The 13294-nt window shown below is 67.2% G+C and carries 12 protein-coding genes; 7 read left to right on the forward strand and 5 right to left on the reverse strand.

The genetic code is table 11. The features are described 5' to 3' along the window. The first annotated feature begins 5 nt into the window (after positions 1-5). Positions 6-1073 (forward strand): ABC transporter ATP-binding protein, encoded by a 1068-nt coding sequence (locus D6M19_RS03575; RefSeq protein ID WP_123024116.1) that lies wholly within the window; start codon positions 6-8, stop codon positions 1071-1073. Continuing rightward, positions 1070-3568 carry an AMP-binding protein gene (locus tag D6M19_RS03580; RefSeq protein WP_123023797.1) on the forward strand — a complete coding sequence of 833 codons (2499 nt, stop codon included), beginning with the start codon at positions 1070-1072 and terminating at the stop codon, positions 3566-3568. Before D6M19_RS03575 ends, D6M19_RS03580 begins: the two co-directional genes overlap by 4 nt. Here D6M19_RS03580 and D6M19_RS03585 read toward each other — a convergent pair. From D6M19_RS03585 to D6M19_RS03605, 5 genes are all read right to left on the reverse strand, one after another. Next, positions 3537-4352, reverse strand: a complete 816-nt coding sequence (locus D6M19_RS03585) for an acyl-CoA thioesterase (protein ID WP_123023798.1) — start codon at positions 4350-4352, stop codon at positions 3537-3539. The two genes, D6M19_RS03580 and D6M19_RS03585, sit on opposite strands and share 32 nt — an antisense overlap. Next, complete coding sequence (locus tag D6M19_RS03590) at positions 4349-5554, reverse strand: CoA transferase (protein ID WP_123023799.1); 1206 nt, start codon at positions 5552-5554, stop codon at positions 4349-4351. The genes D6M19_RS03585 and D6M19_RS03590 overlap by 4 nt, the downstream gene beginning before the upstream one ends. A 70-nt stretch (positions 5555-5624) precedes the next feature. Then, a complete protein-coding gene (locus tag D6M19_RS03595; RefSeq protein ID WP_234834687.1) occupies positions 5625-7799 on the reverse strand; it encodes a thiamine pyrophosphate-dependent enzyme in 2175 nt (724 codons plus the stop codon). Positions 7800-7811: 12 nt separating this feature from the next. Beyond that, positions 7812-8729, reverse strand: coding sequence for an arginase family protein (locus D6M19_RS03600; RefSeq protein WP_123023800.1), 918 nt, complete (start codon positions 8727-8729; stop codon positions 7812-7814). A 30-nt stretch (positions 8730-8759) separates the two neighbouring features. Continuing rightward, entirely contained in the window at positions 8760-9500 is a 741-nt protein-coding gene (locus tag D6M19_RS03605; RefSeq protein ID WP_407665307.1) for an HAD-IIA family hydrolase, read from the reverse strand. A 148-nt stretch (positions 9501-9648) separates the two neighbouring features. Here D6M19_RS03605 and D6M19_RS03610 point away from each other — a divergent pair, with 148 nt between their 5' ends. From D6M19_RS03610 to D6M19_RS03630, 5 genes are all read left to right on the forward strand, one after another. Further along, entirely contained in the window at positions 9649-10044 is a 396-nt protein-coding gene (locus D6M19_RS03610) for a nuclear transport factor 2 family protein (protein WP_123023802.1), read from the forward strand. Then, a complete protein-coding gene (locus D6M19_RS03615; RefSeq protein WP_123023803.1) occupies positions 10041-10547 on the forward strand; it encodes a DUF3237 domain-containing protein in 507 nt (168 codons plus the stop codon). The genes D6M19_RS03610 and D6M19_RS03615 overlap by 4 nt, the downstream gene beginning before the upstream one ends. A gap of 50 nt (positions 10548-10597) precedes the next feature. Further along, on the forward strand, positions 10598-11200 hold the full coding sequence (locus D6M19_RS03620) for a TetR/AcrR family transcriptional regulator (RefSeq protein ID WP_123024118.1): 603 nt from the start codon (positions 10598-10600) through the stop codon (positions 11198-11200). A gap of 72 nt (positions 11201-11272) precedes the next feature. Next, positions 11273-12121, forward strand: coding sequence for an alpha/beta fold hydrolase (locus D6M19_RS03625; RefSeq protein ID WP_268812301.1), 849 nt, complete (start codon positions 11273-11275; stop codon positions 12119-12121). After that, entirely contained in the window at positions 12118-13290 is a 1173-nt protein-coding gene (locus D6M19_RS03630; protein ID WP_123024119.1) for a flavin-containing monooxygenase, read from the forward strand. Before D6M19_RS03625 ends, D6M19_RS03630 begins: the two co-directional genes overlap by 4 nt. The last annotated feature ends 4 nt before the right edge of the window (positions 13291-13294 follow it).

The following is a 13294-nucleotide window of genomic DNA, read 5'->3' on the forward strand; positions in this document are numbered from 1 at the left end:
CCACCATGCTCGACATCCGCGGACTGGCCAAGTCCTTCAACGGCCACGCCGTCCTCGACCACATCGACCTCACCGTGGCCGCAGGCAGCACCACCGTCGTCGTAGGGGCATCGGGCTGCGGCAAAACCACGCTGCTGCGACTCGTCGCCGGATTCGAAAACCCCGACGCCGGAACGGTCACGATCTCCGGCAGACAGGTCGCAGGCGCAGAACGGTCGGTTGCGCCGCACCGCCGCAGCGTCGGCTACGTCGCCCAGGACGGGGCACTGTTTCCACACCTGACCGTCGGACAGAACATCGCGTACGGCCTTTCCGGCGGTCTACGCAGCCGCCAAGTCCGCAACCGGGTCACCAAACTTCTCGAAACCGTTTCTCTGGACGCCTCATTCGCGTCCCGTCGACCTCACCAACTCTCCGGCGGCCAGCAACAGCGCGTCGCGCTGGCCCGTGCGCTGGCGCGCGAACCGGTGCTGATGCTGCTCGACGAACCTTTCAGCGCACTGGACACCGGGCTGCGGGCATCCACCCGTAAGGCGGTTGCCGGGTTGCTCACCGACGCTGGAGTCACCACTTTGCTCGTGACGCACGACCAGGAGGAGGCGCTGTCGATCGCCGACCAGATCGCAGTCATGCGCGACGGACGCTTCACCCAGGTCGGCGCCCCCCAAGACGTCTACCGTCGGCCAAACGACCGCTTCACTGCCGAGTTCCTCGGCGACTGCATCGCCCTGCCGTGCACCGTCGCGGCCGGCTTCGCCGAGTGTGCCCTCGGCCGGATACCCGTTGCGACTTCGATCAGCGATGGACCTGCGACCCTGGCTCTTCGGCCCGAACAGCTTGTTGCGACGGTGGTTTCCGACAGCGCCGCGCACGTCGAGAGCAGCGAAGACGGAAGCCGCAACGGCGTTGGCACAGTCATCGGCACCGAGTTCCTTGGACATGACGTGCTGCTGACGATCGACCCCGCAGGCGACATCGCACCGATCATCGTGCGACAGCACAGCCTTGACCCGCCGTCAATCGACGCCAAGGTCCACATCAAGGTGATCGGCGACGGGGTCGCCCTCAGGTGAACGAACTCGTCACCCATCTGCACCACCATGGCGACCGTCTCGCTGTGCTGACCGAAACCACGTCGCTGACCTATCACGAACTCGCCGACCGTGTCGCCGCCGTCGCCTCACAACTCGGCGAGACGCGCAGGCTCGTACTGATCGAAACGCGCAACGACATTTTCACGATGGTGCACTATCTCGGGGCGCTGGCAGGCGGTCACGTCGTGCTGCCGATGTCCGCAGCGCGTGGTCACTCGGCCGTCCTTGGGTCCTATGACCCCGACGTCGTCATCAGCGACGACGGCATCGACGAACGCAGGCCCGGCAGCGCCCACCGACTGCATCCGGACCTGGCGTTGCTGATGTCGACATCGGGCAGCACGGGTTCACCGAAGCTGGTTCGGCTGTCCCGCCGCAACCTGGTCGCCAATGCCAATTCGATCGCCGACTATCTCAATATCGGCGAAACCGATAGAGCCGCGACCACTTTGCCGTTGGCATACTGCTACGGCCTATCGGTTGTGCACAGCCACCTGCTCCGTGGCGGCGGGCTCATCCTCACAGATCGTTCCGTCGTCGACGACGAGTTCTGGGCACTGTTCCGTCGATGTGGCGGCACATCGTTCGCCGGGGTGCCCTACACCTTCGAGATGCTGGAGAGGATCGGCTTCGACGACATCGACCTTCCCGATCTGCGCTACATCACCCAGGCCGGTGGGCGGCTGTCGCCGGAACGTGTGCACAGCTTCGCCGAGCTCGGCGAACAGAAGGGCTGGCAGCTGTTCGTCATGTACGGCGCCACCGAAGCCACCGCCCGAATGGCCTACCTGCCACCTGAACTCGCGCGGACAAACCCCGGCTCGATCGGCCTGCCAATCCCCGGTGGCTCCTTCACGCTCGAGCCGCTGGAGGGATGGTCCGATCCCGATGTGGGTGAGCTGGTCTATCAGGGGCCGAACGTCATGATGGGCTACGCGCACGGGCCGGCGGATCTCGCGCTCGGCAAAACGGTCGACACCCTGCACACCGGCGACGTGGCGCGCCGCGACCCCGAAGGGCGTTACGAGGTGATCGGCCGCAGCAGCCGCTTCGTCAAGCTGTTCGGCCTTCGCATCGATCTGCAACGGGTCGAGGCCGCGCTTAGCAAGGCTGGCGTGACGGCCTTCTGCATCGATGACCATGAGCGACTGGTAGTCGCCGCCGCGGGCTCTGACGACCATGCCGTGCAACGCATCACGGTGTCGGCCTCCGGTCTTCCCGCAGCCGCCGTTCGGGTGCTCTCGATGGCCGAGTTGCCACTGCTCCCGTCGGGCAAGCCTGACTATCAGACCATCCGCGGCCTCGCTCGGCGGACCGGCGGACCGGCGAAACCGCCCGGCGACTTGCGCGTGCTGTTCGCCGATGTACTGCAGATCGATTCGCAGACGATTCGTCCCGACCAGAGCTTCGTCGACCTCGGCGGCAACTCGTTGTCCTACGTGGCGATGTCGGTTCGGCTGGAACGCGCACTCGGCCGACTCCCCTCTGACTGGCAGCAGCGATCGCTGGCCGAGTTGGAGCAGACGCAACCGGCACGGCGCCGGTCCTTGCCGGGGCTCGGCGCGACGCTGGAAACCAGCGTTGCGCTGCGCGCGGCGGCCATCGTGTTGATCGTCGGTTCGCACGCCACGCTGTACGAGATGTGGGGCGGCGCCCACCTATTGCTCGGAATCGCGGGGTACAACTTCGGCCGATTCTGTCTGACCCCCGTCGCCCGCACCGACCGTGTTGCGCACCTGCGCAAGACAATTGCGTGGATTGTCGTGCCCTCGCTGCTATGGATCGCCCTCGCGTTGGTGATCACCAACGACTATCACTGGACCAACCTGCTGCTCGTCGAGAAGTTCTTCGGACCCGACGACAGCATGACCGCCGGGCGGCTGTGGTTCGTCGAGGTGCTGGTCTGGATTCTGCTCGCGCTCACCTTCGTGTGCTGGCTGCCCGTTGCCGACCGGCTGGAGCGGCGTCGCCCCTTCGCGTTCGCGGCGGGCTTCCTTGGCATCGGGTTGGCACTGTGCTACGACCTGTTCGGCCTGGACTTCGGCCGCGACGCATGGTTCACGATCCTGGCCTTCTGGTTCTTCGCCGTCGGGTGGGCGGCGGCCAAGTCGTCGACGGTGTGGCAGCGCATGGCGGTGACACTGGTATTGGTCGTGAGCCTGCACGGCTACTTCGACAACACCAACCGGGAAGTGCTGGTACTGGCCGGGTTCCTGCTGCTGATCTGGCTACCCGCGATCCGCTGCCCGGCCTGGTTGACGGTCGTCGCGGGCACGGTGGCGGAGGCCTCGCTGTACACCTACCTGACGCACTACCAGGTATATCCGCTGTTCGACGCGCATCCGCTGCTTGGCGTCGTCGCGGCCATCGTCGTCGGCGTGCTGCTCACCAGGATGCTGGACGCGACGCGCACCTGGTTGCGCGAGCGCAACGAGCGCGCGGCTACTGCGGATTCGGTTCCCGCTCTGCAATAAGCCCTTCCTGCACGAGGGTTGCCGCGATGACGCCGTCGGCACGCACCAGGGTTCCGGTGACGACACCCCGCCCGCGCGCGGCGGCAGGCGACCTGGTTTCCAACAGATTCCATTCGTGCGCGCGGACCTGCTGGTGAAACCAGATCGACGAATCGGTCGTCCCGCTGCGATGAGTGCGGGCCTTCATCGAATACCCGTGCACCTGCAGGGCGGGGTCGATCATGTACACGTCCGTCACGTATGCCGCCATGAGCGTATGGATCAGCGGGTCATCGGGTATCGAAACCGTCGCCCGCCACCAGAACCGCCGCACGAACTCGCCGCTGGTGGTCGCGTCGGCGATCCGAATGTCCAGTTCGTCCAACGGCATCGACGGAGCAGGCCCGGCGGGCCCGGTCTCCGGCAGCGTGCCTGGGTGGCCGGGAAGTCGCTCCCAGTGCCCGTGTTCGGGCCCGGGCAGGTCAACCGCGAAGGACACCGACGCCGTCGTCAACAGTCGGTCACCCTGGCGGGAATCGACTCGGCGGGCCGCCGACGTTCGCCCGTCGAACACCGGTGTCACCGAATATTCGACGGGATCCCCCGCCTGCCCGCCGCGCAGGAACTGCAGGTGCATGTTGGTCGGCATTCGGTCGGGGCCGACGGTCCGGCACGCCGCGGCGAGGCTCTGCGCGACGAACTGACCTCCGTACGCGCGCTTGCCCTCTGGGCCGCTGGCCGGGCCGATCCAGCTGCCGTCGTCGCCGCCTTGGGCAAGCTCGAGCAGGTCGCACAACCGGCTCATCGGACGGTGCCGGAGTCGGTCAGCCGGCCGATTTCTGTCTCGCTGAGCCCCAACCACTCGGCGAGCACGCCGCCGGTGTCGTCGCCGAGCGCAGGCGCTGGGACCGCCCTCGGGTAGTCGCCGTTGATCGCGACAGGAAGACCGGGCGCCAGATACTCGCCGATTCGAGGCTGGTCCAGTTTGGTGAACATCGGGTTGGCCGTCACCTTTTCGTCGGCGACCACTTCGGCGAAGGTGCGATACCGCTCCCACAGGACAGACGATGCCGAAAGCGCCTCGCTCACCTCCGATGCGGTGTGCGCGGAGAACCAGTCGGCGAACAGCCCGGTCAGCGCGTCGCGGTGCTGATAGCGCTCACCCTCGTCGGTGAAGTCCGCGTCGAGCGTTTCAGCAAGTGCGGCAACGGCGTTCGATGTCCCGGTGAGTTCGGTCAGGTCGCGGAAATGGCGTTTCGTGAGCGCAACGATCATGAACGACGCCCCATCGCTGCTGGTGAACTCTTGACCGTACTGGCCGTAGATCGAGTTGCCGATCCGTTCTCTGCTTGTCCCGTTCACCATGGCCTCGGTGAGGAAGCTGAGGTTGCCCGCCGTCGCCAGCGCGACGTTCTCCAGCGGAATGGAGATCCGCTGGCCCTGCCCGGTGGCGTCGCGGTGCCGCAGCGCGGTGACGACGGACAGCGCCGCATAGATCCCGCATGAGACGTCCCAAGCGGGCAGCACATGGTTGACCGGTGAGGCGAGTCCGGCCGGACCGGTCACCATCGGAAACCCGAGTCCGGCGTTGACCGTGTAATCGACGCCGGTTCCGCCGTCGGCCCGCCCTGATACCTCGAGATGGATCAGGTCGGGCCGCAACCGGGTCAAGGTGTCGTAGGAATGCCATTGTCGCCCGGCCACATTCGTGATCAGCACACCGCTGTCGGCGATCAGGCGCGCCACGAGGTCCTGGCCCTCCGGCGAGAGGATGTCGGCCGCCACGGACCGCTTGCCCTTGTTCAGCCCCGCCCAGTAGATGCTCGTCCCGGCGTCGGTGACGGGCCAGCGCCGGTAGTCGGCGGCACCGTGGATCGGATCCACCCGCACCACCTCGGCGCCGAGCTGGCCGAGCGTCATGCCTGCCAGCGGCACCGCGACGAAGCTGGAGATCTCGACGATCCGGACGCCGGCCAGTGGACGCGCGGCATTCGGGGCGACAGTCACCGGCTCAAGCTATCAAGCGCGACCCAGACCCCCGCGAGCCTGCTGGCAGATCACGAAAATGCCGATGGCCCTAGCCGGCCAGTTTGACGGCCGCGGCCTCGATCGTCTCCTCCGAGAGCAGCACCTCCAGCGCGGCGTCGCCGAGCGGGATGAAGCTGTCGGCGCTGGCGACCCGGTCGACGGCGCCGGTGTAGCCGTGCTCGAGCAGGGCGGCGAGGATGCCCTCACCGACTCCCCCCGTCTGCCGGGTTTCGTCGACGATCAGCGTCTTACCGCTGACGTCCGCCTCGCGCAGCATGTCCTCGACAGGAAGCGGCGCCAGCCAACGCAGGTCGACCACGCGGGCGGTGATGCCGCGGGATTCCAGCCTGCGGGCGACGCGCAGGCTCATCCGCAGCCCGTTGGCGAAGGTGAGGATCGTCAAATCCGTTCCGTCGCCGTAGGTTCGGGCCCGGCCGATCGGAACCCCCGCTGCGGGGTAGGTGGCCAGCCACTGTTCGTCGCCGTCCTCGTGGAGGTCGCGAGTGTGGTACAGCGCAATGGGCTCGAGGAAGATGCACACCGCACCCGACATATTCGCCGCGGCGGCGCAGGTGTGCAGCATCGCCGCGGCGTCGTCGGGACGCGAGGGCGAAGCGATGACCACTCCGGGGATGTCGCGGATCGCGGCAATCGAGTTGTCGTTGTGGAAGTGTCCGCCGAAGCCCTTCTGATAGCCGTAGCCGGCTACCCGTACGACCATCGGGTTGCGGTACTGCCGATTCGAGAAGAACTGCAGCGTCGCGCCCTCGCCGCGAATCTGGTCGGCGGCGTTGTGCAGGTAGGCGAGGTACTGGATCTCGGGAATGGGAAGCAGCCCGGACACCCCTGCGCCCAGCGCCAGCCCGAGGATGGACTGCTCGTCGAGCAGCGTGTCGAACACGCGCGCCGAACTCGTCCGGTTCAGCAGCCCGCGGGTGACCCCGTAGACGCCACCTTTTCGGGCGACGTCTTCGCCGAAGACAATGGCCTCTGGATAGCGGTCGAGCAGGTCGGCGAGCGCGCGGTTGATGCCGACCGCCACGGTCATCGGCGCATCGGGATCGCCTGCTCGAACCGATGCGGCCAGCGAGGCGGGCGCGGCGGCCATCGCGTCCTCGCGGCCAAGCGCAAGGGGCGCCATCACCGCGTGCGCGCTGTCGAGCTGCGCCGTGTCCATGACTTCTTCCGCCAGCTCCATCACCTCGGCACGTTTGGCCTCGTAGCGGTCCATCGCCTCCGACGGCGTCAGCACACCCTCGGTCACCAATAGTCTGGCGGTGCGCACCACGGGATCTTGTTCGTAGTCCGCAGCGATCTCGTCGGGCCGCCGATACGCCGGTTCGTAGTCCGACCCGGCATGCGCCATCAGCCGGACCGTCCGCAGGTGCAGGAACGCGGGCCGTCGACGGGTGCGCACCCAGTCGGCGGCCGCCGTTGCGGCGTCGAACGTCGCTGGCAGATCGCACCCGTCGGCGCCGAAATACGCCAAGCCGTCTCTGTTTCGGTAACTCTGCTCGATCCAGCCGCGGGGGGTCTTCACGCTGATGCCGATCCCGTTGTCTTCGCAGACGAACATCAGCGGCATCGGCACGCCCTGATACGCGGAGTGCAGCGCGGCGTTGATCGCACCCACCGCGGTGGAGTGGTTGACCGACGCGTCGCCGAAGCTGCACACCGTCACCGCGTCGTCGGGCCAAGCGCAGGTCACCCCGAGCTTGCGTGCGCGGGCGATCGAGAACGCGACGCCGAGGGCGCGCGGCAGATGCGACGCGATCGTCGACGTCTGCGGAATGATGTGCAGGTCATGGCGGCCGAACACCTTGTGCCGTCCGCCCGAAATCGGCTCTTCCGTCGCCGCGACCAGGCCTAGAAGCACATCGCGCAGCGGCTCGCGCCCGTCGACGAGGACGCCGCGGGCCAGGAAGAAGGCACCCGACCTGTAGTGCAGAAGCGCCGGGTCGGTTGGCCGTAGCGCGGCCGCGACGGCGGCGTTGCCCTCGTGACCCGACGACCCGATGGTGTAATAACCCCTGCCTTGGGCCCGCAGCCATCGGGCGGCGAGGTCGAGATGGCGGCTACCGAGCTGAACATCGAACAGCGCCAAGCACACTCGCGTCGTCAGAGACGTGCCGTCCCGCACCGGCTCGTCGTCGCCGCGTCGGCGCGTCGAGCTGCTCATCGCCGCGATGGCGGCGGTGAAGTACTCGTCGATCGGTTCGGCCACGGGACTCCTGTGTCAGCGACTGATCGTAGGGCGGGCCACTACGTTACGGATGAACGCCACGATCTGCGCCGCTCCGGTTCTGTTCGGGTCCTGGTCCGGATCGTAGATCGCGATGCTGCCCCCGATGCACGACGCCGCCGTGGTGAACAGCGCCATCACCAGATCGGTCAGCTGTTCCCACGTCAGGCCGCCGGGCTCGTCGGGAAAGTCGGGTAGCCCCTGGGCGGGGAACACGACGGGGTCGAGCACATCGAGGTCGATGTGCAGCCACCAGCGGTCGACCTGCGCGGCCAACTGCTCGATGGCGCGGCGCCCGGCGCCTGCAGGGTCGTCGGCGACCTCGGCCAGCGGCGCCACCCAGACTCCGTTGTCGGCGAGCGTGCCGACGTTGAACTGCCGCCGCCACGCGTCGTCTCGCGGGCCGAGCACGACGAGCCGGTCGCGGCGCAACGCCGGGAGCCGATCGCCGAGTTCGCCCCCCAGCGTGCGCCCGGTCACGCCGAGCAGCAGCCCGAGTTCGGTGTTGGCCGCTTCGCCGTCCTCGGACACGTCGAGAGGCATGGTGTCCTCGTGTCCGTCGATGAAGACCAGCCCGACGTCGCCGATGTGATCGCGCAGCCCCGTCACGATGCCGAGCAGCGTCGAGCAGTCACCGCCGTAGACGATCGGCAGCCTGCCAGCGCCCACCGCCGCTGCGACCTGCTCGTTGAGCGCGCGCGTCATCGCCAGCACCGCCCGCTCGTTGATCAGGGTGGTCGGCCCGCGCGACGGGTCTCCGGCGGGCAGGTCGAGATCGCGGTGGCCCACGACGTGGTGATGTTCGAAGGCGTCGAGCAGTCCGGCGTCGCGCAGCGCGCCCGCCGCGCTCGCCTGGTTGCCGGGTCGCCCGTAGCCGTCGAACGGAACCCCGATCAGCTCGATCTCGGCCACTCCCCGAACATAGGTCGTCCAGGGCCCGAATCAAACCAGCTCGATGGCCTCGGCGATGCTCGGGAGAATTCGGCTGGGCCGGAACGGATAGCGCTCGACCTCGTCGCGGGTGGTCGACCCGGTCAGCACCAGGATGGTCTCCAACCCCGCCTCGATACCCGCAACGACATCGGTGTCCATCCGGTCGCCCACCATGTAGGTGTTCTCGGAATGCGCTTCGATGCGGTTCAGCGCGCTGCGGAACATCATCGGGTTGGGCTTGCCGACGAAGTACGGCTCCCGTCCGGTCGCCTTGGTGATCATCGCCGCGACCGATCCCGTGGCGGGCGTCGGGCCTTCCGCCGACGGCCCGGTGACGTCCGGGTTGGTCGCGATGAACCGTGCGCCTGCCAGGATGAGGCGAATCGCCTTGGTGATCGCCTCGAACGAGTAGGTGCGGGTTTCGCCGAGCACGACGAAGTCCGGGTCGACGTCGGTCAGGGTGTAGCCGACCTCGTGCAGCGCGGTTGTCAGGCCCGCCTCGCCGATGACGTACGCCGACCCGCCCGGCAACTGGTCGCCGAGGAAATCGGCTGTCGCAAGCGCCGACGTCCAGATCGCCGACTCGGGCACAGACAGGCCTGACCGGGCCAGTCGCGCCGACAGGTCGCGCGGCGTGAAGATCGAGTTGTTGGTCAGGACCAGGAACGGCCGCTTCTTCTCGACCAGGCGTTGCAGGAACTCGGCGGCTCCCGGTAAGGCACGCTCCTCGTGCACGAGGACGCCGTCCATATCTGTCAGCCAGCATTGGCGCGCGGATCCCACGGACCCAGTCTGCCAATTCCCTCCGCCCGGTCTCGGGCCACCCGGCCCATATTTTGCATACTCGTGGTAGGTTAATACCTACTCGAAGTATGTTTATATCTAGATCGGAGCAGCCATGTCCCCCACCGCCACCACTGTCGTCGACCTGAAAGCGATCTCGGAGCGCTATTTCGCCGCATGGGCGAACCGCGACCCGGACGCCATCGTCGCCCTCCATACCGACGACACCCGGTTCTGGATCCATCTCGGTGACGAGGCGGTCGTCGGCCGCGATGCCGTCCGTGCCACCTTCGCCGAGCTCTTCACCGCCTTCCCGGACTTCTCGTTCGAGACCTACCGAGTGCTCTATGGGGAGGATCACTGGGTCCTTGACTGGGCGCTGATATCCGGCGACATCCGGTTCGACTGCCTCGACGTGGTCGTGGTGTCACCCGAGGGGCTGGTTGCCCGCAAGGACACGTTCGTCGATGCCGTTGCGATGCGGGCCGCCATGGGCACGGTGACCCGATGACCGCCGTGGTGACGCACAGCGAAACACCCGCAGACCAGCTGCCGCGCTTCGACCGGCTGCCCGCCGAACACCTTTTCGACATGCACGTCGAACTGCAACCGGCACAACTGATTTCCACGACAATGGGCACCAGGCTGACGTTCATCACCAACGGTGGCGTGATCGACGGCCCAGCACTGCAGGGCGAGATACTGCCGGGCGGCGGCGACTGGTTGGTGGTCGGCACCGATCAGATCGGCCGGGTCGACGTGCGCGCCACCCTGCGGACCCACGACGACGCGTTGGTCCACTACGAGACCAGAGGCGTCATCAAAATCCCCGCCGACGGCCTCGAACGGCTGGCCGCTGGGGAAATGCTGCCGTACGAGGAGACGTATGTACGAACGACGCCGAGGTTCGAGACCGCAGACGATCGATACGGCTGGCTCAACGAGATCGTCGCCGTCGGCTACAACGTCCTGTCCCCCGACCACATCGACTACCGCGTGTATCGCCTGCTGTAGCGGTGTCGCGCGGAAGCCATGCTCTGACCGGTAGCCGTTATCGTGAGTTCGTGCCGGCCAAGCAGGCAAGACGAACGCAAGCGGAGCGCACCGAGGCGACGACGACCGCTCTGGTCGACGCCGCACGCGAACTCTTCGCCCAAGACGGCTACGCGGCGACCTCGCTGGACGCGGTTGCGGCCAAGGCACGAGTCACCAAAGGCGCTGTGTACCACCACTTCCAGGGTAAGCAGCAGCTGTTCCAAGCCGTGTTCGCGCGCGAAGTCGAGCGGCTCTGCACGGTGCTGGCTGATGTCTACGCATCCGAGCGCGACCCGTGGGATGCATTCGAGGCCTGCAGTCGCGCCTTCCTCGAGGAGTGTCTTGAGCCGGGTCTGCAGCGGATCATGCTCCTCGACGCATTGCCCGCGATGGGATGGGATGGCCTGCGTCGCACAGAGGCGCCGATGATGGAGCTGATGGAGATCGCCATCGCCGCGGCGGTGCAGGCCGGAAGGATAGCGCCGCGGCCCGCCGGTCCGCTCGCCGTCTTCCTCTACGGCGCGCTCTGCGAGACGTCGATGTCCGTCGCGCGCGCCGACAACCAAAAGGCCGCCCACCGCGCGGCGCTCACCGAGCTGCGCCACGTACTGGACGGCCTTCGACTCGACTGAACGATTTCAGCAAGTTTGAACCACGTGCGGGACTACTCCGTTATCCCCGACAGGGACCGTGACGACGGAGTCATGGCGCTGGAGTTCGGCATCCGGGGGCCGGGAGTAACACTGTCAACTTTGTCTTCAACTGCGCAAACCGGCGTACCGCTTGTGCTACTGCATCCGTTGGGCTCAACGGGTGCGATGACATGGGCCTCGCTCGCCGCATCGCTTCGGGGTGCGGGCTACCGCGTCGCAACACCCGACCTGCCAGGCCACGGGAGCCTTCGGGATGCCCCGTTCACCTGGGAGGACGCCAGTACGACGATTCGCGCGGCCGCCGAGAGTTTCGCGCCGGACAAGCCGGTTCTCGTCGGCCATTCCCTAGGGGCTGCCGCGGCGATCTACGCCGCCCAGCGCATGCCGGGCAGCTTCGCCGGTCTGGTTCTCAGCGGTGCGGGGGCCTGCTGGAAAGACCGGTACGTCAGGTGCGGCTTAACGGTGGCAGCGGCGCTCGGTGCGCTCTCTGCAGCAGTTGGCCGCCGCGAATTACTCGCCCACGCCGCAGGCATACGCGGCGCCAACATCGTGACGGCCGCCCGCGCTGCAGATGTTGCTCCCGTCCAACTCTGGCGCGCCGCACGGCGGTTGGTGCGCTTCGATGTGCGCAACACACCCCCGCCGCCGATTCCGTGCGCTGTGATCGTGCTCACCGATGACCGGCGGATGCCACCGGGGCTGCAGCGGGGACTCGTCAGGTACCTGGGCGCGCCCTACGTCGACGTCGCAGGGGATCATGACGCACCGGTCCGCCAGGCAGACCGATTCTTTGACGGCGTGCAGAGCGCGCTCGCACTGCTCGGCGTCAACGACGCGACGAGGCTCCGCCGGCCTCGGCCGGTGGCCCTTGTCGGCCAACAAAGATGGGAACGCCGATGATCGCACGCACGCAGGACTACCGCGATGCGGTTGTTATCGGGGCCGGGCCATCCGGTCTCGCCGTCGCACGTGAGCTTGAACACAAGCACGGCGTCGAGACCATCGTCGTCGACCGGGCAGCCGCCCCGGCGTTCTCCTGGCGCACGCGGTATGACAACTTCCGCCTCAACACCACTGGGTTCCTGTCACATCTTCCCGGACAGCGGATACCGTTGACCGCAGGCCGTTGGCCCACCCGAGACGACATGGTTCGGTACTTCGACGACTATGTTGCCCGGCAGCACATCAAGCTCGAATTGGGCTGTACGGTAAACGAAGTCGTCCCCGCCGCAGGCGGCTGGCTCCTCGAGACATCGTCGGGGGCAATCCGAACGCGGGCCGTCATCCTGGCCACAGGTAACTACCGCACACCAACCATCCCGCCGTGGCCGGGCCTGAGTCAGTTCACCGGCGAGGTCGTTCACTCCGGGAACTTCAAAAACGCATGGCCGTTCCGCAACCGCGACGTCCTCGTCGTCGGCGCAGGCAACTCCGCCGCCGATATCGCCGTCCAGCTCGCCAACAACGGTGCGCGCCGGATCTGGCTTGCTGTCCGCACTCCGCCACATCTGGTGCGGCGTGCCATAGGTCCGCTTCCTTCGGACATCCTCCTCGAGCTTTTCGCCTGGGTACCTGCGAAGGCGGTCGATCCGATAATCGGCCTCTCCGAGCGGCTTATGTGGGGGGATCTGTCGCCCTACGGCTTCGGCCGGCCGCCTGCGGGGCTCAAGGCGACGGTGGAACAGACAGGGCGTATCCCGACACTGGCCGACGAGCTCATCGCCGCGGTGCGAGCAGGCCGAGTCGAGGTCGTACCTGCTGTCGAGGCCATCGAAGCCGATCGGGTGATTCTCGCCGATGGCAGCGGCCCGTCGCCCCAGGTGATCATCGCCGCCACCGGTTTCAGCAGGGATCTCGGCGGCCTGGTTGGTCAGCTCGGCGTCCTTGACGCACGCGGTGGACTACCCGGCGGATTCGCCTCGCACGTCGGCAACGGAATGTTCGCCATCGGTTACGGCATTCCGCCCAACGGCCCGCTGCGCGCAATCCGCCGCGCGGCCTCGCCGCTGGCCCGCGAAGTCGCCGCCCACCTTGCCGCAGCGTCTTGCGCCACAGCAGTCCACGCCTGACGAA

The sequence above is a fragment of the Mycolicibacterium stellerae genome (assembly GCF_003719305.1).
GTDB classification, from domain to species: domain Bacteria; phylum Actinomycetota; class Actinomycetes; order Mycobacteriales; family Mycobacteriaceae; genus Mycobacterium; species Mycobacterium stellerae.